This is a genomic window from Leifsonella bigeumensis (assembly GCF_039537265.1).
In the GTDB taxonomy this organism is placed as follows: Bacteria; Actinomycetota; Actinomycetes; order Actinomycetales; family Microbacteriaceae; genus Terrimesophilobacter; species Terrimesophilobacter bigeumensis.
Genome location: NZ_BAABAE010000001.1, coordinates 473,630 through 497,921, shown reverse-complemented (window position 1 = coordinate 497,921; position 24,292 = coordinate 473,630). Strand labels below are relative to the sequence as shown.

Below are 24,292 nucleotides of genomic sequence, written 5' to 3'. Positions count from 1 at the left end.
CCCTTGTAATCCCGCAAAGGGGGGGCATCCAGCATTTCGGTGCCCCCAAATGGAGGGACGACGACTATTTGATCAAGCTGAAGATGTTGAAGATCGGCAGGTACAGTGAGACGATCATGCCGCCGACCACGATCCCAAGGAAGGCGATCATCAGCGGCTCGATCATCGCAGTGAGTTGCTCCGTCGCCGCCTGCACCTCGTCGTCATAGAAGTCCGCAATCTTCCCGAGCATCTGCTCCAGCGCACCGGAGTCCTCACCAACGGCGACCATCTGGGTCACCATGGCCGGGAACACCTTTTCATGGCTGAGTGGTTCAGCGATCGACTTGCCCTGACGAACGGATTCGGCAACTTTCTGCAGTGCTCGTTCCACGACCATGTTCCCTGAGGTCTCACCGACGATCTGCAGAACGTGAAGAATCGGCACACCTGCGCCCATCATGCTCGCGAAGTTACGACTGAACCGCGCAACCGCGATCTTCTTGAATAGCTGTCCGAAAACCGGGATCTTGAGCTTGAGGGGATCAACGACATTCCTCACCCGCTCGGTGTGCTTGTTTCTCTGCCACCACACCGAGAAGACGATTACGACGACCAGCAGCGCCGGACCGAGCCAGACCATGATCTCGGAGAGCCACACGAGTATTTGAGTCGGCAAAGGCAGTTGGCCACCGAACTGCTCGAACATCTGCTTGAAGATGGGCACGATGAAGAGCAGCATCCCCACGACGGCGAGAACCGCCATGATGAGCACGATCACCGGGTAGGTCATGGCGGACTTAATGGTCGCCTTGAGTTTCACCTCTGACTCGAAGTTCTTTGCCACCGCATTCAGCGACTCGTCAAGGAACCCGCCGGTCTCGCCAGCACGGACCAGGCTGATCATGATCGGTGGGAATGACGTACCGTGTTTCCCGAATGAGTCGGACAGCGACGAACCGCTCTCCACATCCCTCGAAACCGAGGAGAGGATCTTGGCGAGAGTCTTGTTCTCGGTCTGCTCCGCCAGAATCGTCAAGGTTCGCAGCAGCGAGAGGCCGGAACTGATCATCGTTGCCATCTGCCGGCTCATGACGGCAAGGTCCTTGAGCTTGACCGCCGAAGTGAACGAACCGAGGTTGATCTCCATCTGGAGACCCGTGCCTCCCGAAGCTTCCTGAATCGACAATGGCGAAATACCCATGGTACGCAGCCGGTTGGCGACCGCCCCCTCCGTCATGGCGTCGATGCGGCCCTTGACGAGCTTGCCGTCGGTGTCTCGGCCTTTGTAGGCGAAGGTCAATGCGCTTGCCATGTCAGAACTTCCTCGCCGAGAAGTCGTCGCCGAAATCGGATGCAGCATCGGCCATTCGACTCGACTCCATCCCACCACCCGAATCCGCACGGTGAATTAGCGTCTTGAGCGCCTGGACGTCGTGCGCCTTCTCCATCGCCGCAGCATGGGTGATCTTGCCCTTGTCGACGAGCTCGGCCAGGTGCTGGTCCATCGTGAACATGCCGAGCTCGCGTCCGGCCTGCAGAGCAGACGGAATCTGGTAGGTCTTGCCCTCGCGGATGAGGTTCGCGATGGCCGGGGTGATCACCATGACCTCGGTCGCCACGACGCGGCCCTTGCCGCTCGCCACCTTCACGAGCGTCTGGCAGACGACACCCTGGAGCGTCGCGGCGAGCTGGGCGCGCACCTGGTCCTGCTGGAATGGAGGGAACACGTCGATGACACGGTCGATCGTCTGGGCGGCATCCTGCGTGTGCAGCGTCGCGAAGACGAGGTGGCCGGTCTCCGCCGCGGTGAGAGCGACCGAGATCGTCTCCAGGTCGCGGAGCTCGCCGATGAGGATGACATCGGGGTCCTGCCGCAGCACGTGCTTGAGCGCCGCGCTGAAGCTGTGCGTGTCGCTGCCGACCTCACGCTGGTTGATGAGCGAGCGCTTGTTGCCATGCATGAACTCGATCGGATCCTCGACGGTGACGACGTGGTCGGTGCGCGTGCGGTTCACGAGGTCGATGAGCGCGGCGAGCGTCGTCGACTTGCCCGAACCGGTCGGACCGGTCACGAGCACGAGACCACGAGCGAGCTCGGCGAAGCGGGCCACAGTGTCGGGCACGCCGAGGGCCTCGAGCGGCTTGATCTCGGTCGGGATGAGCCGGAACGCCCCGCCGACCGCATCGCGCTGCTGGTAGAAGTTCACGCGGAACCGAGCACTCTCCGACACCGCGAAGGCGAAGTCCAGTTCCAACTCCTTCTCGAAGAGCTCCCTCTGGGCCGGCTTCAGGATGCTCTGAAGCGCACTCGTCACCCGGTCCCGACTCCAGACCTCAGAACCCTCGACGGGCGTGAGCGCGCCGTCGATACGCAGCATGGGCGGCGCATTCGAGGTGACATGCAGGTCGGATGCGGTGAGTCGCACGACCTCCTGCAGCGCAGCGATGAGGTCCGGGTCTGCATCCGGATGCGGCTGGAATCCGGTCTCGATGTGCCCTTCCGGATCGATGTCCTCGAGCAGGGTGTCCTTCGTCGGCGGAGCCATGGCGGGGATGCTGGCGGCCACGGGGGACGGCGCCTGCACAGGCGGGAATGCAGCCGAGGGCGGTGGCATCGCGGGCGACCCAGTAGGCGGCCCAGCAGGAGGCGGCCCGGCAGGGACTGCGGCGGCCGGAGCAACAACAGGAGCTGGAGCGGCGGCCGGAGCGACCTGCGGCGGCGGCATGGGCGGCAGCGGAGCAGAGACAGAGGGCGCGGGCGGCATCGGCTGCGCGACCGCCGGAATCACCACCTGCGGGTTCGGCATACCCGGCATCGCCGGTGGCGGAGCCGTCTGGTACGGAGTCGGAGCGACCGGCGGTGCGACGGCCGGCGCGGGATCCGCCTGGACGGCGTGCGTACGTGGACGCAGCCTCTCATCATCGCCGAAAACCGGAATCTCGTGTACTTGCTTACCCATCAGGTACCCCCAAGGACCTTTCCGCCTGAACTCAGGCGACGACTCTCAGAATCTCTTCCACCGAGGTGAGGCCCATCTGGGCCTTCATCCAGCCATCCATCCGCAGCGGGATCATCCCCTGCGAGCGGGCGGTGCGGGCGATGTCGGCGGCGGAAGCGCGATCCACGGCGAGACGCTCGATCTCCTCGGTCACCGTCATGACCTCATGAACGGCGATACGGCCCCGGTAACCGGTGCCGGAGCAGGTCTGGCAGCCGACCGGGCGGAACAGCGTCGGGATCGGCTGGCTCGGCTCGAACCCGACCCGCAGGTTCACGAGCTCGGCCGGGTTCGGCTGGTACGACTCCTTGCAGCGGTCGCAGAGCCGGCGCGCGAGGCGCTGGGCGACCACGCAGTCGAGGGCCGACCCGACGAGGAACGGCTCGATCTCCATCTCGGTGAGACGGGTCACGGCGCTCGGCGCGTCGTTGGTGTGCAGAGTGGAGAGCACGAGGTGGCCGGTGAGGGCGGCCTCGATGGCGATCTGCGCGGTCTCGTGGTCGCGGATCTCACCGAGGAGCACGACATCCGGGTCGGACCGCAGGATGCTGCGCAGCGCGCTCGCGAAGGTGAGACCGGCCTTCGGGTTGACCTGCACCTGGTTGATGCCGGGCATCCGGTACTCGACCGGGTCCTCGACGGTGATGACGTTGATCTCCGGCTTCGCCACGGCGTGCAGCGTCGTGTAGAGAGTCGTCGACTTGCCGGAACCGGTCGGACCGGTGACGAGGATCATGCCGTACGGCTTCGTGAACGACGCCCGGTACGCCGCCATGTTCTCGTCAAGCATCGCGAGGTCGCCCAGCGACATCGTCGACTCCGCGTTGTCGAGAATACGCATGACGACCTTCTCGCCCCACACCGTCGGCAGCGTCGCCACCCGGAGGTCGATCTTGCGGCCGCCATGGCTCACCGACATGCGGCCGTCCTGCGGCTTGCGGCGCTCGGCGATGTCGATGTCGCTCATGATCTTGAGGCGCGAGATGACGCCGTTCTGGATCGCCTTCGGCGCCTGCTGCATCTCGTGCAGCACACCGTCGATGCGGTAGCGCACGTTGAGCTGGCGCTCGGCCGGCTCGATGTGGATGTCCGACGCGCGGTCCTGGATGGCCTGGCTGATGAGCAGGTTGACGAAACGCACGATGGGCGCGTCATCCTGCTGCGCCTCCTGTTGGCCCGCGAGTGCCAGGTCGGTACCGGCGCTCTCCTCCTCGAGTTCGGTGGTGAGGTCGCTGAGTTCGCCGTCGGCGCGGTGGAAACGGTCGATCGCACTGATCAGGTCGCTGCGCTCGGCAACGACGAGATGGATCTGCAGTCGCGTCGCTGCGCGCACATCGTCAATGGCGAAGACGTTTCCAGGGTCGACCATGGCAAGAGTTAGGGAGTCCTCACTCATGGCGATCGGCAACACTTCGTGACGACGGCACAGCGAAGCTGCGACGAGAGATACTGCAGTGCGATCGACCGGGTATTCCAGCAGCTCCACGAACGGCAGACCCGCCTGGGCCGCGCGCGCGGAAGCCACTTGGGCTTCAGTGAGCACCCCCTGCTCGACAAGGGCGCGAACGGAGAGTTCCTCCTCGCCCCAACCGCCAGGAATGCTATCGAGACTCTCGATCGGCATGACGCCGCGTAGAATCAGAATCTCCGTCAAGGAAGCCACGGAACTCCTCCCTAAAGTTGTTCCCCCGAACAGCGCACCTCCCGCGTCGGGTGGAGCGAGAACACTGCGCCGAGTTCCCAATCTAACTCGGCGTGTCGTTACATGCCATACCCGCTATTGGGGGGTACACGCGCGCGGGAGCTGGGAGCGAAGGCCATTTCTGACCTTCGCCGCGACTCCACTCAGGCATTGAGAGCCTGGGCCGGCCCGAAGAACGGGCCGGTCCAGGCTCTCAGAACTCGCTCGCAGATCGACTATCCGAGCTGCGCACCCCCAGCGGTCAGGAGTAAGTACCGGGCGCGAAGTCGTCGCTGCTGAAGGTGTCGAAGTCGACGAAGGAGAGATCCGACTCGCTGAACGTCGCCTCATCCGTGAAGATGCGGTTCGGGTAGCGCTCGGCCTTCGCCTCCTCCGTGGCCTCCACGGAGACGTTCCGGTACACCGGCAGGCCCGTCCCGGCGGGGATGAGCTTACCGATGATGACGTTCTCCTTGAGACCCATGAGCGGATCGGACTTGCCCTCCATGGCGGCCTGCGTGAGAACACGCGTGGTCTCCTGGAACGACGCCGCCGACAGCCACGACTCCGTCGCGAGGCTGGCCTTGGTGATACCCATGACCTCCTGGCGAGCGGATGCCGTCTTACGGCCCTCGGTGAGCGCGGCCCGGTTCAGCTCGTTGTACCTCGAACGGTCGACGAGCTCGCCCGGCAGCAGTCCGGTGTCGCCGTGGTCGACCACGGTGACCTTGCGGAGCATCTGGCGGACGATGACCTCGATGTGCTTGTCGTGGATCGGAACGCCCTGCGACCGGTAGACGCCCTGGACGCCCCCGACGAGGTGCTCCTGCACGGCGCGCACGCCGCGGACCCGGAGGACCTCCTTCGGGTCGACGGCACCGACATGCAGCTGCTGCCCGAGTTCGACGTGCTCGCCGTCCTCCACGAGGAGGGTGGCGCGCTTGAGCACCGGGTAGGCGATCGGCTCGTCACCGTTGTCCGGCGTGAGGATGACCTTGCGGCTGCGATCGGTGTCCTCGATCGTGATCCGACCGGCGGCCTCCGCAATCGGGCTCGCGCCCTTCGGGGTGCGCGCCTCGAACAGCTCCGTCACGCGGGGCAGGCCCTGCGTGATGTCGTCTGCGCTCGCCACACCACCGGTGTGGAAGGTCCGCATCGTGAGCTGGGTTCCCGGCTCACCGATCGACTGGGCGGCGATGATCCCGACCGCCTCGCCGATGTCGACGAGCTTGCCGGTCGCGAGCGACCGCCCGTAGCAGGCTGCGCATACGCCGACGGCCGACTCGCAGGTCAGCACCGAGCGCACCTTGGCGTGCGTGATGCCCGCCTTGATGAGCTTGTCGATCATGACGTCGCCGATGTCCTCGCCGGCCTGGGCGATGATCTTGCCCTTGGCATCCGTCGCATCCTCGGAGAGGCTGCGCGCGTACAGCGAGTTCTCGATGTTCGGGTCCCGGACGAGCACGCCGTCGACGTTCGGCGCCGCGACGATGAGGTCGAGGCCCTTCGTCGTGCCGCAGTCGTCCTCACGGATGATGACATCCTGCGAGACGTCCACGAGACGACGCGTCAGGTAGCCGGAGTCCGCGGTGCGGAGCGCCGTGTCGGCCAGTCCCTTGCGGGCACCGTGCGTCGCGATGAAGTACTCGGCGACCGACAGGCCCTCGCGGTAGCTCGAGATGATCGGGCGCGGGATGATCTCACCCTTCGGGTTCGACACGAGACCGCGCATACCGGCGATCTGGCGGACCTGCATCCAGTTACCACGGGCACCGGAGGTGACCATGCGGTTGATGTTGTTGTCGACGGGAAGGTTGTCCTCCATCGCCTTGGCGACCTCGGCCGTGGCCTTGTTCCAGATCTCGATGAGCTCCTGGCGACGCTCGGCGTCGGTCGTGAGGCCCTTCTCGAACTGCGTCTGGACCTTCGAGGCCTGCTTCTCGTAGCCCTCGATGATCTGCCGCTTCGACGGCGGGGTGAGGATATCCGAAAGCGCGACCGTCACACCGGAGCGGGTCGCCCAGTGGAAGCCGGCATCCTTGACGCGGTCGAGGGTCGCAGCGACCTCCACCTTCGGGTAGCGCTCGGCGAGGTCGTTGACGATTGACGAGATCTGGCCCTTGTCGGCAACGGCCTCCACGTATGGGTAGTCCGCCGGAAGCGTCTCGTTGAAGAGCGCGCGACCGAGGGTCGTCTCCTTGAGCACGGGGCCACCGGTGTAACCCTCAGGCGCCTCGCCCTCGGGGAACACGACGTCGTTCAGCCGGATGCGGACCTTCGCGTTGAGGTCGAGCGTGCCCTGGTCCTTCGCGAGGATCGCCTCAGCGACACTCGAGAACGCACGACCCTCGCCCGCGACACCCTCCTTGAGGGTGGTCAGGTGGTGCAGGCCGATGATCATGTCCTGGGTCGGCAGGGTGACCGGGCGGCCATCCGACGGCTTCAGGATGTTGCTCGAGGCGAGCATGAGGATGCGCGCCTCCGCCTGGGCCTCGACCGACAGCGGCAGGTGCACCGCCATCTGGTCGCCGTCGAAGTCGGCGTTGAACGCCGCGCACACGAGCGGGTGGAGCTGGATGGCCTTGCCCTCGACGAGCTGCGGCTCGAACGCCTGGATGCCCAGGCGGTGCAGGGTGGGGGCACGGTTGAGCAGCACCGGGCGCTCGCGGATGATCTCCTCCAGCACGTCCCACACCTGGGGACGGCTGCGCTCGACCATGCGCTTGGCGCTCTTGATGTTCTGCGCGTGGCTCAGGTCGATGAGGCGCTTGATGACGAACGGCTTGAACAGCTCGAGCGCCATCTGCTTGGGCAGGCCGCACTGGTGCAGCTTGAGCTGCGGACCGACGACGATGACCGACCGGCCGGAGTAGTCGACGCGCTTGCCGAGCAGGTTCTGGCGGAACCGGCCCTGCTTGCCCTTGAGCATGTCGGAGAGCGACTTGAGCGCACGGTTGCCGGTGCCCGTGACGGGGCGGCCACGGCGGCCGTTGTCGAACAGGGCGTCGACGGCCTCCTGCAGCATCCGCTTCTCGTTGTTGACGATGATCTCCGGGGCGCCGAGATCGAGCAGGCGGCGGAGGCGGTTGTTGCGGTTGATCACCCGGCGGTAGAGGTCGTTGAGGTCGGAGGTCGCGAAGCGGCCACCGTCGAGCTGCACCATCGGGCGAAGCTCCGGCGGGATGACCGGGACGACCTCGAGCACCATCGCGGCCGGCGAGTTGCCGGTCTGCAGGAACGAGTTGACGACCCGCAGGCGCTTGATCGCGCGGATCTTCTTCTGGCCCTTGCCGTTGGCGATCTCATCGTGGAGGCTGTCCGACTCGGCCTGCAGGTCGAACGCCTGCAGCCGCTTCTGGATCGCCTCGGCGCCCATGAATGCCTCGAAGTAGATGCTGTAGCGGTCCTGCAGCTCGTGGAAGACCGAGTCCTCCGGTTTCAGGTCGCCGACCTTGAGGTTGCGGAAGTCGTCCCACACGCGCTCGAGCTGGTTGATCTGCTCGTCGAAGCTCTTGCGGGTCTGCGCCATCTCCTTCTCGGCGCCATCCTTCGTGCGACGCTTCTGGTCGGACTTCGCGCCCTCTTCCTCCAGGGCGGCGAGGTCGGTCTCGAGGCGCTGAAGACGCTCGGCGACGCGCGTGTCGCGCTGGTTCTCCAGCTCCTTCATCTCGAGGCGGATCTCGTTCTCGAGACCGGGCAGGTCGGCGTGGCGACCCTCCTCGTCCACCGAGATGACCATGTAGGCGGCGAAGTAGATGACCTTCTCGAGGTCCTTCGGCGCCATGTCGAGCAGGTAGCCGAGGCGGCTCGGAACACCCTTGAAGTACCAGATGTGGGTGACCGGCGCTGCGAGCTCGATGTGGCCCATGCGCTCACGACGCACGGAGGACTTGGTGACCTCCACGCCGCAGCGCTCACACACGATGCCCTTGAAGCGCACGCGCTTGTACTTGCCGCACGAGCACTCCCAGTCGCGGCTCGGCCCGAAGATCTGCTCCCCGAACAGGCCGTCCTTCTCCGGCTTGAGCGTGCGGTAGTTGATGGTCTCCGGCTTCTTCACCTCACCGTGCGACCACTTGCGGATGTCCTCCGCGGTTGCGAGTCCGATACGCAGCTCATCAAACGTTGTGACGTCGAGCAATGTCTCTCCTAGTGCCTGAAATTTTCGAATTCGTTGATGGGCCGGGTTCAGATCTCGTCGATCGACGAGTTCTCGAACCGGGCGGAGATGTTGATGCCGAGCTCCTCTGCGGCGCGGAAGACCTCGTCATCCGTGTCCTTGAGGCTCACCGCCGTGCCGTCCGCCGAAAGCACTTCGACGTTGAGGCACAGCGACTGCATCTCCTTGATGAGCACCTTGAAGCTCTCGGGGATACCGGGCTCCTGGATGTTCTCGCCCTTGACGATCGCCTCGTACACCTTGACGCGGCCGAGGATGTCGTCGGACTTGATCGTGAGCAGCTCCTGGAGTGCGTAGGCGGCACCGTAGGCCTCGAGGGCCCACACCTCCATCTCGCCGAACCGCTGGCCGCCGAACTGAGCCTTACCGCCGAGCGGCTGCTGCGTGATCATCGAGTACGGGCCCGTCGAGCGTGCATGGATCTTGTCGTCGACAAGGTGGTGCAGCTTGAGGATGTACATGTACCCGACCGAGATCGGCTCCGGGAACGGCTCGCCGCTGCGGCCGTCGAACAGGCGCGTCTTGCCGGTCGAGTCGATGAGGCGCTCACCGTCACGGGTGGGAAGCGTCGAGTCGAGGAGTCCCTCGATCTCCGCCTCGAGCGCGCCGTCGAACACCGGGGTGGCGACCTTCGTGCCGGGGGCTGCCTTGTGCGCGGCCTCGGGAAGACGAGCGGCCCACTTGGGCTTGCCCTCGACCTCCCAGCCCTGCTTGGCGACCCAGCCGAGGTGCGTCTCGAGCACCTGGCCGAAGTTCATCCGGCCGGGGATGCCGAGCGGGTTCAGGATCACGTCGACCGGGGTGCCGTCCGCGAGGAACGGCATGTCCTCGACGGGCAGGATCTTCGCGATGACGCCCTTGTTGCCGTGACGGCCCGCGAGCTTGTCGCCCTCGGTGATCTTGCGCTTCTGGGCGATGAACACGACCACGCGCTGGTTGACGCCCGAGCCGAGCTCGTCGTCGCCGTCGGTCGCGTCGAACACCTTGACGCCGATGATCGTTCCCTCTTCACCGTGAGGCACCTTGAGGCTCGTGTCACGGACCTCGCGGCTCTTCTCGTTGAAGATCGCGCGGAGCAGTCGCTCCTCGGCGGAGAGCTCGGTCTCGCCCTTCGGCGTGACCTTGCCGACGAGGATGTCGCCGGGGCGGACCTCGGCGCCGATGCGGATGATGCCGCGCTCGTCGAGGTCGGCCAGCAGCTCCGGGCTCACGTTGGGGAGGTCACGGGTGATCTCCTCCTTGCCGAGCTTGGTGTCGCGGGCGTCGACCTCGTACTCCTCGATGTGGATCGAGCTGAGCACGTCATCCTTCACCAGGTTCTGGCTGAGGATGATGGCGTCCTCGAAGTTGTGCCCCTCCCACGGCATGAACGCGACGAGAAGGTTCTTGCCGAGCGCGAGCTCGCCGTTCTCCGTGGCGGGGCCGTCGGCGAGGACCTCGCCGGCCTCGACGCGGTCACCCGCGTTGACGACGACCCGGTGGTTGTAGCTCGTGCCCTGGTTGGAGCGGTCGAACTTGCGGAGGTAGTAGTCCTGGGTGCCGCCCGCGTCGAGCTGGACCGTGATGACATCCGCCGAGACCTCGGAGACGACGCCCGGCTTGTCGGCGGTGAGGACGTCACCCGCGTCGACCGCGGCGTAGCCCTCCATGCCGGTCCCGACGAGCGGGCTCTCGCTCATCAGGAGCGGGACGGCCTGGCGCTGCATGTTCGCACCCATGAGGGCGCGGTTCGCGTCGTCGTGCTCGAGGAACGGGATGAGGGAGGTAGCGACCGACACCATCTGGCGCGGGGAGACATCCATGTAGCCGATCTCCTCGACCGGGAACAGGTCGACCTCCCCGCCCTTCGAGCGGGCGAGGACGCGGTCCTCGGCGAAGTGCGAGTCGCCCGTGAGCGGCGCGTTGGCCTGGGCGACGACGAACTCGTCCTCCTCGGAGGCGGTCAGGTAGTCCATCGTGTCGGTGACCTTGCCCTTGACGACGCGGCGGTACGGGGTCTCGATGAACCCGAACGAGTTGATGCGCGCGAAGGATGCGAGCGAGCCGATGAGGCCGATGTTCGGGCCTTCAGGGGTCTCGATCGGGCACATGCGGCCGTAGTGGCTCGGGTGCACGTCGCGGACCTCGACGCCGGCGCGCTCGCGGGAGAGGCCGCCGGGGCCGAGCGCCGACAGACGGCGCTTGTGGGTCAGGCCCGCGAGCGGGTTGTTCTGGTCCATGAACTGCGAGAGCTGGGAGGTTCCGAAGAACTCCTTGATCGCCGCGACGACCGGACGCACGTTGATGAGCGTCTGGGGCGTGATCGCCTCGATGTCCTGGGTCGTCATCCGCTCGCGCACGACGCGCTCCATGCGGGAGAGACCGGTGCGCACCTGGTTCTGGATGAGCTCGCCGACCGCGCGGATGCGGCGGTTGCCGAAGTGGTCGATGTCGTCGACGTCGAGGCGGATGTCCACCTTCTTGCCGTCACGGGTGCCCTGGATCGTCTTCTGCTCCTCGTGGAGCGCGACGAGGTACTTGATCGTCGCGATGATGTCGTCCTGGCTGAGCACCGAGTTCGACAGCGGGGCCTCGATCCCGAGCTTGCGGTTGATCTTGTAACGACCGACCTTCGCAAGGTCGTAGCGCTTCGGGTTGAAGTAGAAGTTGTCGAGCAGCGCACGGGCAGCCTCGGCGGCGACCTGCTCGCCCGGACGAAGCTTGCGGTAGATGTCCTTGAGCGCCTCCTCCTTGGTGAGGATGGTGTCCTTCTCGAGAGTGGCCTCGATCGAGGCGTAGCCCTTGAAGGCCTCGAGGATGTCCTCGCTCGTCATGCCGAGCGCCTTGAGGAAGACGGTCACCGACTGCTTGCGCTTGCGGTCGATGCGCACGCCGACCTGGTCGCGCTTGTCGATCTCGAACTCGAGCCATGCGCCACGGCTCGGGATGATGCGGGCGGAGTAGATGTCCTTGTCCGAGGTCTTCTCCTGGGCGCGGTCGAAGTAGACCCCGGGGGAGCGGACCAGCTGGGAGACGACGACGCGCTCCGTGCCGTTGATGACGAAGGTGCCCTTCGGGGTCATGAGCGGGAAGTCGCCCATGAACACGGTCTGGGTCTTGATCTCACCAGTGAGGTGGTTCATGAACTCGGCCTCGACGTAGAGCGGGGCGGAGTAGGTCTTGCCCTTCTCCTTGCACTCGTCGATCGTGTACTTCTTCTCCTCGAGGAACGGGTTCGTGAAGGAGAGCTGCATCGTCTCGCCGAGGTCCTCGATGGGGGAGATCTCCTCGAAGATCTCCTCGAGGCCGGTAAGGGCGGGCAGGTCCTGGCGTCCGGCGGCTTTCGCCTCCGCGGCGCGCTGGACCCACAGCTCATTGCCGACGAGCCAGTCGAAGCTCTCGGTCTGCAGTGCGAGCAGATCGGGAACCGTCAGGGTGTCGGTGATCTTCGCGAACGAGAGACGCTCTGCCGAGCGACCGTTCTTGAGGGGCTTCTTGGATGAATTCGAGGTGGATGCGTTGCGCGCAGCAGCCAAGGAAATAACCTCCGGGGCCTCGCTAAAAGGCCGGTTACAGTCGGTGATATGTGGGCTTCACGACTCGCCAGAACCCCATAGGGTTATGCCCTGGACCGTGGTGTCCGGACATGCGCAGCCGACCGCAATATGAAGGCAGAGATTATCTGGGAGCGCAAAGAACAACTATAGGTCGGAAAGCCGAATCTGTCTACTTAATTCTTGACCGAATCCGGATTCTGCGCTATAACCCGTTCTTTCTGCGGTAAGCCATCGCGGCGAGCGCCTCCCAGATGAGGCCGTGCGCGTTGTTGATCGTGATGTCCGCGTGGTCGTAGGCGGGGGCTACCTCCATGACATCCATCGCCACGACGTTCGTGTCGAGCACGATCTGACGCACGATGCGCAGCAGGTCGATGGGGGCGAAGCCCCCCGGCGCCGGCGTCCCCGTGGCCGGTGCGAAGCCGGGGTCGAGCACGTCGATGTCAATAGAGAGGTAGATCGCGTCGGTGCCGTCGAGTGCCTCGGCCACGACATCCTTCATGACCTCCTTTGCGCCCCGCTCCCAGATCTCCTGCATGGGGTGGTGGCGAAGACCGTTGTCGCGCATCCACTTCTGGTCCTCCTCGCCGGGCCAGTACCCGCGCAGGCCGACCTGGATGAAGTTGTGGCCCGGGATCGCACCGGACTCGATGAGCCGACGCATGGGGGAGCCGTGGCTCGCGAGGTTTCCGTCGATGTGCTCCGCCGTGTCGGCGTGGGCGTCGAAGTGGATCATGCCCACCTTGCCGAAGCCGTGGTGCTCGGCGACGGCGGTCGCGGCGGGCCAGGTGATCGAGTGGTCGCCGCCCAGGATGATCGGGATGATCCCCCGGCTCGCGATCTCGGCCACCCGCTGGTGGATGGCCTCCTTCGACGGCTCCCACATACCGTGGCTCATGATGGCGTCGCCGTAGTCGACGACCTCGAGGTGGTCGAACATCTCGACCTGAAGGTCGAGGTGGTAGGTGCCGGGGTCGTAGGCGTTCGCCCTCATCGCCCTCGGGCCGAAGCGGGCGCCGGGCCGGTTGGTCGTGTTGTCATCCCAGGGGGCGCCGACGATCGCGACATCCGGCTGCCACTCATCGAGCTGCTCGGGCTCGGTCAGGAGAGGCCGCATGCCGAAGGTCGCCGGACCCTGGAAGGAGGATGCGTCGAGCTGGGCGCGCAGGCCGGGCGGGAGGTCGCGCTTCGGTCCGGGTTTCTGCGATCCGGTGCTCATGGCCTCGACACTAGTGCCGATCTCCGTCGGCAATCATTCGCGATCGATGCCGAACTCTCGGCGCATGAGCAACTGGACGTCGCGGTCGAGGCCGTCGATCTTGAGGTTCATCGTCTCGAAGCGGGCATTCATCTCTGCACGCAGGCCACCGATCTCACCGCGAATACCACTGATCTCGCTGCGCACGACCCTGATGAACAGCGTCGAAACGATGGTGAGCATGCCGAACATGAGGGCCGTGAAGACGCCGATCATCGTCCATACCTGCGGCTCGGTCACGTTGATCACCTTCCTATTCTCCCGGTTTCCCCTGAGAATGCCAGCACTTCGGGAGGCGCCCCGCGTGGTCGCAACCGATCGGTGGAGTGTGCGCACATCCGAACCCTGTGAGGGAGTGGTCACGACCTTGGCTAGGGTCGAGGAGTGCACGAGAATCGGTCGGCGGTCCTGAAGTTGAGCGGCTTCCGCGCGGTCATCGAACCCGACCACTGGGTGCCGGGTTCCTACACGCTCGTCGTCGACGGCACCCCGCAGTCGCACGTCAACGTCGAAGACCCGTCGCAGCTCTTCTTCGAGTACGTGCAGCGCATGGGCCATGTCATCGACCGCGTTCGGATGCCGGGCGAGCCGATCACGGCCGTGCACCTGGGTGCGGGGGCGCTCACCCTCCCGCGCTACATCGAGACCACGAGGCCGGGGTCGCGGCAGCAGGTCATCGAACTCGAGAGCGACCTCGTCGACCTCGTGCGCCAGGTGCTGCCCTGGTCGAGGCAGGCCTCGATCCGCATCCGCTACGGGGACGCCAGGGACGTCATGGGCCGGCTGCCGGCGGGACTCCATGGCACCGTCGACCTACTGATAGTCGATGTGTTCGCCGGCGCACGGACCCCGGCGCACGTCACGAGCGCGGAGTTCTACCGCGAGGCCGTTTCGCTGCTCGCCGGCGACGGGGTCATTCTCGTGAACATCGCGGACGGCCCGGGCCTCGCCTTCGCACGCGGGCAGACCGCGACCCTGCGATCGGTCACCCGAGATGTGGCGGCGCTCGCCGAACCACAGGTGCTCAAGGGCCGTCGGTTCGGCAATGTCGTGCTTGCCGGCTCACCCAGTCCGCTCCCGCTCGAGTGGATGCCGCGCCTGCTCGCCGGCGGGCCGCATCCCGCGAAAGTCGTCTCCGGCAGGGAGCTCGTCGACTGGATCGCGGGCGCGCCGATCGTCACCGATGCGACCGCCGTCGCCTCGCCACTGCCCTCCGCGGGCATCTTCCGCGCCCGGTCCTGAGAATTCACACCCTCTCGGCACCGAACTCCTGAATGATGGGAGCATGCGAGGGTCCGGGGTGAGGACGCAGTGGGTGGCGGTTGCGGCCGTTGCCGGCCTGCTCCTGCTCTCCGGATGCTCGGACAGCGAGCCGGGCGTGCCGAGCGCGGCGCCCCTGCCCACGACATCCGGTTCGCCGTCGGGCGAGGCCACGCCCGAGCCGACGCTCGAGCCCGGGCCGGTAACCCCGGCCGGCGACCCGACGGTGCTCGTGACCGGACTGACCTCGCCGTGGTCGATCGTGCGCCTCGCATCCGGTTCAGCCCTCATCAGCGAGCGCGACACCGCTCGCATCGTCGAATATTCGGCTCCCGGCTCGACCCGGATCGCCGGCACCGTCGAGGGCGTCGCGCACGGGGGCGAGGGCGGCCTCCTCGGCCTCGCGGTGCTCGAGACCGGCGACACCCGCTACCTTTACGCGTACTACACGTCCGCCTCCGACAACCGCATCGTGCGGATGCTCCTGCTCGGCGCACCCGGTGCGTACCGTCTGGGCGCCCAGGAGGCGATCCTCACCGGCATCGCGAAGGCCAGCAACCACAACGGCGGCCGCATCGCGTTCGGACCCGACGGCAAGCTGTACGCGACGGCCGGCGACGCGGGCCAGCCGAGCCGCTCGCAGGACGCCAACTCGCTGAACGGCAAGATCCTTCGGCTGAACCCGGACGGCTCCGTCCCCTCCGACAACCCGTTCCCCGGCTCGCCCGTCTACACCCTCGGCCATCGCAACCCGCAGGGGCTCGCCTGGGATGCGAGCGGGCAGCTCTGGGCATCCGAGTTCGGGCAGAACACCTGGGACGAGTTCAACCGCATCGAGGCGGGCAAGAACTACGGCTGGCCGATCGTCGAAGGGATCGGCCAGCGCGAAGGCTACGTCGACCCGGTGCTGCAGTGGAAGACCTCCGAAGCGAGCCCGAGCGGTCTGGCCTTCACGCGCGACACCTTCTTCATGGCTGCCCTGCGCGGCCAGCGACTGTGGGCCGTCTATCCCGGCCCGGCGGCGGATGCTGTGGCCTGGTTCACCGGCGAGTTCGGCAGGCTGCGCGACGCGGTTGCCGGCCCGAACGGAACCCTGTGGGTGCTCACCAACAACACGGATGGCCGGGGGAGTCCGAAGTCGGGCGACGACAAGCTGCTGCAGATCCGCCTCGAGCCGCTGCGCGAAGGCTAGATCGGGCAGGTTAGGGTGGTCCGCAAGGATCAGGAGCCTTAACGTGAGTATAATTCTAGGTTACGATGCGGCGACCCTTCGGGAGAAGGTCGACCTCATCGAAGCGGGACAGCGTCTCGCACTGCTCGAAGACCAGGATGAGCCGGCAACGCTCACCGAGCGCATCGGGCTGCTCAGGCTCGTCGGGCGCCTCGACGAGGCACTCGTGCTCGCCGAGGAGTCGCTCGCGGCCACGCGAGAGAACGGCGACGAGGAGCAGGTGCTGCTGGCCCGCATCCGTCGTGCGCAGGTGCGACAGTTCCGGGGCGAACTCGACATCGCCCTCGACGAACTCGCCGACTGCGCCACGAGCGCCCACGACCACGGCTGGGAGTCGACGGAGGCCGTCGCGCTCCAGCACCATGGCAAGGCGCTGTTCGAGAAGGAGGACTTCGCGGCGGCGCTCACCGATTTCCGGAAGGCGATCGCCCTCCGGGAGAGCATCGACGCCCCGGCCGAACTCGTGGAGAGCTGCCGGTTCGCGGCGGAGACCGCGGAGGCCCGGCTGGCCGAGCCTCCGTTGGGCGACCCTCCGCTGGCTGAGGTCGGCTGAACCCTCCGTCTCCTCTCCTCCACAGGCCTGATCCGGCGAGGAACTCCCCCGCCGACCGTGGCGCGCGGCCCCCGTCGGTGGGTGCGGGTTATCGTCGAGTCATGGCGGAATTGATGCGCGTGCGACGGTGGGCGGATGCCCTCATAGCGCTGCATCTCGACCCGGCCGAGTGGTCGTTCGGCTTCGACACCGCGAAGACCAGGGCCGGACTCTGCGACTACAGCGCGAAGCGCATCACCGTCTCGAGATACCTCGCCGCACGGTTCGACGACGACGAGATCCACCAGGTGCTGCTGCACGAGGTGGCCCACGCCCTCGCCGGCAAGCGAGCCGGTCACGGCCCCGCCTGGCGGGCGGTGGCGCGCGAGCTCGGCTACGTCGGCAAGCGCACGCACGATGGAACCGTCGCGGACGAACTCGCTCCCTGGCTCGGGACCTGCCCTGCGGGGCACGAGCTCTACCGCTACCGGCGGCCGACGAGACCCATGTCGTGCGGAAAATGCTCGCGGCGCTTCGACGAGCGCAACCTCATCTCGTGGTCGCACCGGATCGTGACGGCGGCAGCCAGGCGGCGCGCTGCCGTGGGCTAGCGTGCCGGGCGCGCGGCGAAGAGGACGATAATCGATCGGTGGGCGAACGCGAGAAACCGGTTTCCGAACCGTCGCGCTGGCGCTACGTGAGCCGACTCTGGCGCCGTTCCCGCAACAGGCTTCCGATGAACAGCGACATCGAGGTCGCCCGCACCGTCGTCGGCGTACCGGTCGCCGTGCGCATCCGGCCCAGTTACCTCGGCATGGCCATGCTCGGCGGAGCCGTCGGGACGTTCGCGCGTTTCGGGCTGACCCTCGTCGCGCCGAGTTGGGCGTCGCTGAACGCTGGAACGATGATCGTGAACCTCCTCGGGCCGTTCCTGCTGGGAGCTCTCCTTCAGGCGCTGTCGGAAGGCACCGAGACGAGCCGCCGACGCGGGCTCCGGATCGTGGTCGGAGTGGGGTTCCTCGGAGCGCTCACGAGCTACGCCGAACTGGCCCTGGACATCGTGACCGTTGCGGGGCGCGGCGATCTGCTCCTGGCCGTGACCTACGGGGTCGGCACGATCGCCCTCGGGGCGCTCGCCACCTGGCTGGGCATCTTCACCGCGGCACGCTGGCAACGCCACGCGGCACGGCACGCGGTGGGGTCCCAATGATGGTGCTCTCACTCCTCGTGGCGGTCGCGGGAGGAATCGGCGCCGCACTCCGGCTCGCCCTGAACGGGGCGATTCACCGACGGGTCAAACCCGAGTACCCGATCGCCATGACGATTATCAATGTCGGTGGATCGTTCGCACTCGGACTCATCACCGGCCTTCTCGACGGGCGGATCCTCCCCGAGTCGTGGGCGATCGCCCTCGGGGCCGGACTCGTCGGCGGGTTCACCGCTTTCAGCACGACGAGCTTTCACACCCTCCGACTCGTGCAGGAGAAGCGCTGGTGGTCTGCCGTGGCGAATTCGTTCGGGATGATCACCCTCTCCGTCGTCGTCGCGGGACTCGGGCTCTGGCTCGGCCGCATGCTGTGACCGCGTACCCGCGCACTCGTCAGGCGAGCGTCGCGGCCGGCCTCCCACGCCGACGGCTGTAACTGTCGATACTGGTTACATGGAGATCGCGACCGGTCAGTGGCTCGAGTCCGGCGAGGGAACCCGATGGTGGTTCGACGCGGGGGCGCTCGCGCTGGACTTCGCCTGGACGGGCGCCATCAACGGCGAACATCTCGAGACACTGCACGCGCCGGCTGACCTCGGCGTCTGGCTGGCCGACCGGTTCCCCCGGCTGGACCAGTCCATCGGCGAACGCGAGCTGAGCGACGCACTCATGCTGCGCGCGGCCATCGCGGGGCTCGCAGCAGGTGCGGCGACGGCGAGACCCGCCACGGCATCCGACATCGACATCATCAACCTGTTCGCGGCTACGCCCGACGTGCCGCCGGCGCTGGCCGGCGGTTCACGCCAAGCCGGTGCCGGTGCTGTGCGGGCGACGCAGGCGCTCTCGGCGATCGCGCGCGACGCCGTGCGGATCTTCGATCCGGATGCCGATGGGCGCATCCGGGAGTGCGCGGCCGAAGACTGCGGCTACCTCTATCTAGACACCTCGCGCAGCGGCAACCGGCGCTGGTGCTCGATGCAGCGCTGCGGCAACCGGGCGAAGGTGCGAGCGCACCGAGCCCGAACCAATGGCTTGAAGGTCAGCGGCCTGCAGGTCAGTCGATGACCTGCACCTCTTTCCAGAACGCGACGTAGTTGCTGTAGTCCTGTCCGACCCGCTCGAAGGAGCTCGGCATCGGGTTCGGGTAGCTCCAGGCGCGATCCTGCAGCGCGGTCGACCCGTCCGAGACGGTGAAGTACTGGCAAACGCCCTTCCACGGGCAGGTGTACGGAGTCGGACTCTCGGTGAGGTGCCCCGGCTTCACGCTCGACGGCGGAAAATACCAGTTGCCTTCGATGGAGATGAGGTCGTCCTTCGACGCCTCGGCGATCACGGTTCCGTTCAATACTGCCTTCAATGGATTCTCCTCAGACTCATCTGGGGAAACGTCATTCGGTGAAGGCGTATTCCTTCAGCACCGGAACGACGTTCGACGAATCCAGTTCCGACGCGAGAGCGACATCGGCGCCGAAGCCGCCTTCGATCAGCTCCTTGCCGCTCGCGGAAGCGCTCACGAGGTGGCCGACAGCACCCCGCAGGCCGGTGAACGCGGCGCAGGCCGCTGCCGCCTCCGGGGAGCAGTAGTCGATTCCGACCGTGGCGAGCGCGTCGATGATGGCGCCGGCACCAAGCTGGTCTTCGACCGAGAACCGGATGCTGCCGTCCTCACGCGTCTCACCGGCCGCGATCACGGCAACCGCAAACCGGTCGCCCTTCTCAGCCTGCCGCGCGAGCACCCATTCGGCCACGGCGGTACGGTTGCGCAGATCCCCCGCGACAACGGCGGGGCGCAGCCCGTCGACGTCGGGGAGCGCCGGGGACAGGACGTCGACCACGACGATGACATCGACATCCGCACCGATCGTCTCGGCCCCGGCGAGGCCCCAGTCGAAACGAACCTGGTACTGGCTCTGGTCATGGGGATGTGTCATCCCGTCATGCTATGGTGGAGTTTCTTGCGAACGCGAATCTCGTGTTCCCTGCGTCGTAGAACGCATCACCGCCCATCATCGGGCTGATTCTCTTCATACGGCGAACAAGTGCGGCCACCGCCGCGTTTGCCACCGACCTCCTTGGTTTCGACACGCCGCTTTGCGGCTACTCGGCCGACGAGTCACCACCAAGAAACAACCATGACTGAAACCACCTTCGGCACGCTCGGCGTGCCTGCACCACTCGTCGCCGCCCTCACCCGTGGCGGCATCACGAGCCCCTTCCCGATCCAGGAGGACACCCTCCCCGACACGCTCCGCGGACGCGACGTGCTCGGCCGCGGCAAGACCGGCAGCGGCAAGACGCTCGCCTTCTCCATCCCGATGGTCGCGAGGCTCTCGGATGGCGGTCGCCCGCAGGCGGGTCGACCACGCGGCCTCGTGCTCGCCCCCACGCGCGAGCTCGCCACCCAGATCACCGCGACCATGGAGCCGCTCGCCGCAGCCTATGGCCTGAAGATCACCACGATCTTCGGCGGCGTCTCCCAGCAGCGCCAGGTCGCAGCCCTCAAGGGCGGCGTCGACATCGTCGTGGCCTGCCCCGGCCGCCTCGAAGACCTCATGCAGCAGAAGTTCGTGACCCTCGACGCGATCGAGATCACCGTGCTCGACGAGGCCGACCACATGGCCGACCTCGGGTTCCTGCCCGTCGTCACGCGCATCCTCAACAAGACGCCGGACGGCGGCCAGCGGATGCTGTTCTCCGCCACCCTGGACAACGGTGTCGACAAGCTCGTCAACCGCTACCTGCACGACGAGATCCTGCACTCGGTGGATGACGCCACGAGCCACGTGGAGGCGATGACCCACCACGTCTTCGAGGTCGACGGCGTCGACGCGAAGAAGGACCTCGTGCAGGCGCTCGCCTCGGGCACCGGGCGCCGCATCCTGTTCATGCGCACCAAGCACCACGCGAAGAAGCTCGCGCGGCAGCTCATCGAGGCCGGCATCCCGAGCGTGGATCTGCACGGCAACCTCTCCCAGCCGCAGCGCGACCGCAACCTCGCGGCCTTCGCCGCGGGGGATGCCCGGGTGCTCGTCGCGACGGATGTCGCAGCCCGCGGCATCGACATCGACAACGTCGAACTCGTCGTGCACGTCGACCCGCCCGCCGAGCACAAGGCCTACCTGCACCGCAGCGGCCGCACCGCTCGCGCCGGCAGCTCGGGCGACGTCGTCACCGTGATGCTCCCGGCTCAGAAGGCGGATGTCGCGGTGCTGCTGCGCAAGGCGGCCATCGCTGTCACGCCGCAGCGGGTCACCGCGAACTCACCCGCCGTCACCGAGCTCATCGGCGAGGTCGCGGCGTATGTGAAGCCGGCACCGCGTGCGGCGAAGCCGGCGCGGGGGCAGTCGCAGGGCGGACGCTCGCAGGGCGCGAACGCGCAGCGCAAGCGTGCGAACCGCGAGCTTGCCGGTGGACGCAATGGTGGACGCGGTACCGGCGGATACGCCGGCAATAGTTCAACAGGCGGCGGCCAGGCGGCGAGCGGGCGCGGTGCCGACGGGCGCGCGTCCAGCGGGCGCGCGTCGGATGCGCCGCGCCGGGACCGCTCGGGCCGGCCCGCGGCATCCGGTGCCCCACAGGGCGCCCGCTCGGGCCAGGCTCGCGAGGGCCATGCTCGATCTGGCCAGGCACGCACGGCTCAGGCACGCGCCGGGCGCACTGGCTCCACCTCGCAGCGCAGCTTCACGAGTTACAGCACCTCGACCCCCACCGGCGGCGAGCGCCGCGCGGGGCGTCGCGCCCAAGGCTGATAGCCACAGGGCAGACACCCACAGGGCAGACACCCACACAAGGGTCCCGAATGCCCCTTCCCCTCACCCGGGAAGGGCACTTCGGGGCCCTTTTCTGCGCAACCCTCCTCCGCGAGGGGCCAGTAACTGTCGTTCATGAGGTCGCACAAGAGCAACTACTGACCCCTCGCAACCCTGAGGGCGGTCGACCCGGCTTCGGCGCGATGCCGCCGAACGCTCAGGGCTCGCTCGGGGGCGCCAGGCGCAGGATGACCTCGGTGACGTACGGGGCGTCATCCGGTGCCGCGATCGTCGCCCCGGCCAGCAGGTCGTCGATCGAGACCTCCTGCGTCAGTCGATACACCGGCGCGGTGCTGTCGTAATCCGCGTCGCAGTAGGCCCGCGTCCCTTCGGTGCTGCCCCACGATTCGGCGAGCTGCACCGTGACCTCGACGGTGACGCTCTCGGAGAGGCGCGCGTTCTCGAGCACCGCACTCGGGGGAAGGTACGACTCATTGCCGTAGATGCAGTCATCCGCGGGCAGGTTCGGCTCGATGTACTGTCCGTCGACCTTCACCCGGAACTGGCGGACCTTCGTCTGATCGACGCTCTCCTTGAGCCCGAGGCGCTGGCCCAGCACCACGTTGTAGCGGTAGCCGGGGACGATGATCCTCGAGTCGGGCCACGGGTTGCCGCCCGGCCCGCCGAAGACGTTCGTGTTGCCGCCCTCGTCGGTGAGAGCCACCTGGATCGAGTAGGCCTCGCCGGGGCAGGCGCCCGCGAACACCACACTCGTGCCGGTCGCGGTCTCTCCGGAGACCTCGAAACCCGAGGAGCCGGGCCGCTGGCAGTCGCCGAGGAGCTTCGCGGTGTAGCTGACCGGGCGGTCCACCTCGAGGACGAACTGCACGAAGGTCGAGCGCGGATCCGAGCTCGCGGGGAAGGTCGGCGTGACCAGCCAGTCCATCTGCGGCAGCGGATCGAGTTCATGCTCGACGGCTCCCGCCCGCGGTGGTGAGAACACCCAGGTGTCGGCGCCCCGGATGCCGTCGGTCCAGTCGACCCGGAGCCGGGCCGAGCCGATGGTCGTCGCCGGGCACGGGCCCACGATGCCGGAACCGCACTGCTCGCCCGGCCGCTGCTGAAGCTTCACCGGGACCGAGTACCAGGCCGTCTCGGGGGTCACGCAGTCGTCGTGGCAGTCGATGCTGCCGAGCGGCAGGAGCGCGCTCCAGTCCGTTCTCCAGTCGCCGTTGAGGGTCGCCTCGGTCGTCACCCACACGTCGCCGCGCGTCACGTCGTGCGGGTCCGCACCGCAGGTGCGGGGCGTGTCGGAGGATGCCGACAGCAGCGTGCAGGACAGGTGCGACCCGGTGCCCTCCCACTGCGCCACGATGCTGGTCTTCGCATGCTCGTACCCGGAGCGCAGGTCGAGCTCGTCGAGGGTGATCGTGGGCCGCGGGGTGTCCGGCGTCTGCACGACCATCGAGTAGCGGTACTGGGCCTCGTGCCACAGCCAGCCCGGGCGATCCGGCTCGTAGACTCCCGCGCACACGAGCACGGTGCTGCCGGAGGGCACGTACACGCCGAGACTCGTGCGCTTGGTGTAGCGCGGCAGGTAGCCGTGGTCGGCCAGGTACTCGGCGGAGACATCCACGGTCGTGGCACCACGCGACTGGTCGACGAGTGGCAGCCGGTCGTCGGTCGCCGTACAGTCATCGGCGTCGCCAGGGTCGATGACCTGCACGTTGAACCTCACCTCGGTGCCGTCGCGGTGCGGAGCGGAGGCCAGGATGGCGTTGCGCCCGAGCGGCTCGACGCGGAAGGGCGGCGCGGTGCGGTCATCCGGAAGCGAGAACGGCGTCGTCATCGAACTCGTGAACTCACGTCCGAGGGTGTCGTGGATGGCGAGCTCGTAGTCATAGCGCACGTACTTCTCGAGCCCGTCGAGGATGCCGCAGTGCTGGAGCGTGGCCCAGTCGCCTTCGAAGGCCTCCGCCTCGGCGAGCCCGCTCTCCCAGTCATCGGTCTGTTGCGGGGAGCTCGAGAGGGCGATAGTGGTCGGGTGGTCCTCCTCGCCCCACGCCCAGTAGCGCAGCTCGATGGCCCCGGGCGCGTTCGTGACGACGCTGTAGCGCAGCGCATTCGGCCCGACCTCCGCGGCGGGGCAGTGGGCGATCTCGTAGGGGTTGGTGATCTCGACGGGAGGGTTGGCGCGGAGCATGCCCCACAGGTTGTCGGGCGAGATCAACGCGAAGGTCGCGCCGTGGAGGCCGTTCGGGCAACCCCCGACCTCGCCGCCCTCCTCGGGCGAGCAAGGGTCGTCGCTGCCGTCGACCGGGGAGAAGTCCCAGTCGTCGACGACGGGGTCCGGCGACTCGGAGAGGATGCCGAGGGCGCCCTCGATGTCGCTGCCCGGCAGCGGCAGGCCGTCCGCGTCGACTGGTACGGTGCGCGTGCCCTGCTCCGGACTCGTCGTGACGTCGTCCTCGTCGGCGCCGTCGGCCGGGGCATCGGGCGCAACCGGTCCATAGCCGATCGGCTGCAGGACCGGGAACTCGGCGGTCGTCGGCGCGGCCGCGGGCGCCGGTGCGGCAAACATCGAGCCGACGACGATGGATGCGGCACCAACAGCGACGACGGATGCCGTGGCGATCGCCGGGCGGAGCCAGCGGGGTGTTGTGGGCATGTCCTCGGC

The 24,292-nt window shown here is 67.1% G+C and carries 18 protein-coding genes; 8 read left to right on the top strand and 10 right to left on the bottom strand.

Going from position 1 to position 24,292, the window contains the following annotated elements:
* Positions 1-64: 64 nt before the first annotated feature.
* The 7 genes from ABD678_RS02605 to ABD678_RS02575 form a co-directional block, all read right to left on the bottom strand.
* The gene (locus tag ABD678_RS02605) at positions 65-1,294 is read right to left on the bottom strand and encodes a type II secretion system F family protein (RefSeq protein WP_344753374.1); all 1,230 of its coding nucleotides are present in this window, start codon (positions 1,292-1,294) and stop codon (positions 65-67) included.
* Between the two features lies 1 nt (position 1,295).
* Positions 1,296-2,528 carry a type IV pilus twitching motility protein PilT gene (locus ABD678_RS02600; protein WP_344753372.1) on the bottom strand — a complete coding sequence of 411 codons (1,233 nt, stop codon included), beginning with the start codon at positions 2,526-2,528 and terminating at the stop codon, positions 1,296-1,298.
* 445 nt (positions 2,529-2,973) lie between these two features.
* On the bottom strand, positions 2,974-4,605 hold the full coding sequence (locus tag ABD678_RS02595; protein ID WP_344753370.1) for a GspE/PulE family protein: 1,632 nt from the start codon (positions 4,603-4,605) through the stop codon (positions 2,974-2,976).
* 319 nt (positions 4,606-4,924) lie between these two features.
* Positions 4,925-8,803: a DNA-directed RNA polymerase subunit beta' gene (locus tag ABD678_RS02590; protein ID WP_344753368.1), complete on the bottom strand. Its 3,879-nt coding sequence runs from the start codon at positions 8,801-8,803 to the stop codon at positions 4,925-4,927.
* Positions 8,804-8,850: 47 nt separating this feature from the next.
* On the bottom strand, positions 8,851-12,357 hold the full coding sequence (rpoB, locus tag ABD678_RS02585) for a DNA-directed RNA polymerase subunit beta (protein ID WP_344753366.1): 3,507 nt from the start codon (positions 12,355-12,357) through the stop codon (positions 8,851-8,853).
* Between the two features lie 223 nt (positions 12,358-12,580).
* Complete coding sequence (gene speB, locus ABD678_RS02580; protein ID WP_344753364.1) at positions 12,581-13,597, bottom strand: agmatinase; 1,017 nt, start codon at positions 13,595-13,597, stop codon at positions 12,581-12,583.
* A gap of 33 nt (positions 13,598-13,630) precedes the next feature.
* The gene (locus tag ABD678_RS02575) at positions 13,631-13,885 is read right to left on the bottom strand and encodes a hypothetical protein (RefSeq protein WP_344753362.1); all 255 of its coding nucleotides are present in this window, start codon (positions 13,883-13,885) and stop codon (positions 13,631-13,633) included.
* A 135-nt stretch (positions 13,886-14,020) separates the two neighbouring features.
* Here ABD678_RS02575 and ABD678_RS02570 point away from each other — a divergent pair, with 135 nt between their 5' ends.
* From ABD678_RS02570 to ABD678_RS02540, 7 genes are all read left to right on the top strand, one after another.
* On the top strand, positions 14,021-14,878 hold the full coding sequence (locus tag ABD678_RS02570; RefSeq protein WP_344753360.1) for a spermidine synthase: 858 nt from the start codon (positions 14,021-14,023) through the stop codon (positions 14,876-14,878).
* Between the two features lie 58 nt (positions 14,879-14,936).
* Positions 14,937-16,088, top strand: a complete 1,152-nt coding sequence (locus ABD678_RS02565) for a PQQ-dependent sugar dehydrogenase (protein WP_344753358.1) — start codon at positions 14,937-14,939, stop codon at positions 16,086-16,088.
* Positions 16,089-16,131: 43 nt separating this feature from the next.
* Complete coding sequence (locus ABD678_RS02560) at positions 16,132-16,680, top strand: hypothetical protein (RefSeq protein ID WP_344753356.1); 549 nt, start codon at positions 16,132-16,134, stop codon at positions 16,678-16,680.
* 101 nt (positions 16,681-16,781) lie between these two features.
* Positions 16,782-17,270 carry a SprT-like domain-containing protein gene (locus ABD678_RS02555; protein WP_344753354.1) on the top strand — a complete coding sequence of 163 codons (489 nt, stop codon included), beginning with the start codon at positions 16,782-16,784 and terminating at the stop codon, positions 17,268-17,270.
* A 125-nt stretch (positions 17,271-17,395) separates the two neighbouring features.
* Positions 17,396-17,869: a fluoride efflux transporter FluC gene (locus ABD678_RS02550; RefSeq protein WP_344753352.1), complete on the top strand. Its 474-nt coding sequence runs from the start codon at positions 17,396-17,398 to the stop codon at positions 17,867-17,869.
* A complete protein-coding gene (locus ABD678_RS02545) occupies positions 17,869-18,240 on the top strand; it encodes a fluoride efflux transporter FluC (RefSeq protein WP_344753350.1) in 372 nt (123 codons plus the stop codon). The genes ABD678_RS02550 and ABD678_RS02545 overlap by 1 nt, the downstream gene beginning before the upstream one ends.
* Before the next feature lie 79 nt (positions 18,241-18,319).
* A complete protein-coding gene (locus tag ABD678_RS02540) occupies positions 18,320-18,931 on the top strand; it encodes a CGNR zinc finger domain-containing protein (RefSeq protein ID WP_344753348.1) in 612 nt (203 codons plus the stop codon).
* Here the strand turns inward: ABD678_RS02540 and ABD678_RS02535 are convergent.
* Positions 18,921-19,223, bottom strand: a complete 303-nt coding sequence (locus ABD678_RS02535; protein ID WP_344753346.1) for a DUF427 domain-containing protein — start codon at positions 19,221-19,223, stop codon at positions 18,921-18,923. The two genes, ABD678_RS02540 and ABD678_RS02535, sit on opposite strands and share 11 nt — an antisense overlap.
* A 31-nt stretch (positions 19,224-19,254) precedes the next feature.
* Positions 19,255-19,797, bottom strand: coding sequence for a 2-phosphosulfolactate phosphatase (locus tag ABD678_RS02530; protein WP_344753344.1), 543 nt, complete (start codon positions 19,795-19,797; stop codon positions 19,255-19,257).
* Positions 19,798-19,998: 201 nt separating this feature from the next.
* Between ABD678_RS02530 and ABD678_RS02525 the strand changes: the two genes are divergently transcribed.
* On the top strand, positions 19,999-21,615 hold the full coding sequence (locus ABD678_RS02525; protein WP_344753343.1) for a DEAD/DEAH box helicase: 1,617 nt from the start codon (positions 19,999-20,001) through the stop codon (positions 21,613-21,615).
* A gap of 217 nt (positions 21,616-21,832) precedes the next feature.
* Here the strand turns inward: ABD678_RS02525 and ABD678_RS02520 are convergent, their stop codons facing one another.
* Entirely contained in the window at positions 21,833-24,283 is a 2,451-nt protein-coding gene (locus ABD678_RS02520; RefSeq protein ID WP_344753341.1) for a hypothetical protein, read from the bottom strand.
* Positions 24,284-24,292 lie beyond the last annotated feature (9 nt).

Bases quoted from the DNA above. Each gene is read 5' to 3' on its own strand.
- ABD678_RS02605 (WP_344753374.1), bottom strand. From the start codon at position 1,294: ATGGCAAGCGCATTGACCTTCGCCTACAAAGGCCGAGACACCGACGGC.
- ABD678_RS02600 (WP_344753372.1), bottom strand. From the start codon at position 2,528: ATGGCTCCGCCGACGAAGGACACCCTGCTCGAGGACATCGATCCGGAA.
- ABD678_RS02595 (WP_344753370.1), bottom strand. From the start codon at position 4,605: ATGCCGATCGAGAGTCTCGATAGCATTCCTGGCGGTTGGGGCGAGGAG.
- speB (WP_344753364.1), bottom strand. From the start codon at position 13,597: ATGAGCACCGGATCGCAGAAACCCGGACCGAAGCGCGACCTCCCGCCC.
- ABD678_RS02555 (WP_344753354.1), top strand. From the start codon at position 16,782: ATGGCGGAATTGATGCGCGTGCGACGGTGGGCGGATGCCCTCATAGCG.
- ABD678_RS02550 (WP_344753352.1), top strand. From the start codon at position 17,396: ATGAACAGCGACATCGAGGTCGCCCGCACCGTCGTCGGCGTACCGGTC.
- ABD678_RS02545 (WP_344753350.1), top strand. From the start codon at position 17,869: ATGGTGCTCTCACTCCTCGTGGCGGTCGCGGGAGGAATCGGCGCCGCA.
- ABD678_RS02540 (WP_344753348.1), top strand. From the start codon at position 18,320: ATGGAGATCGCGACCGGTCAGTGGCTCGAGTCCGGCGAGGGAACCCGA.
- ABD678_RS02530 (WP_344753344.1), bottom strand. From the start codon at position 19,797: ATGACACATCCCCATGACCAGAGCCAGTACCAGGTTCGTTTCGACTGG.
- ABD678_RS02525 (WP_344753343.1), top strand. From the start codon at position 19,999: ATGACTGAAACCACCTTCGGCACGCTCGGCGTGCCTGCACCACTCGTC.
- ABD678_RS02520 (WP_344753341.1), bottom strand. From the start codon at position 24,283: ATGCCCACAACACCCCGCTGGCTCCGCCCGGCGATCGCCACGGCATCC.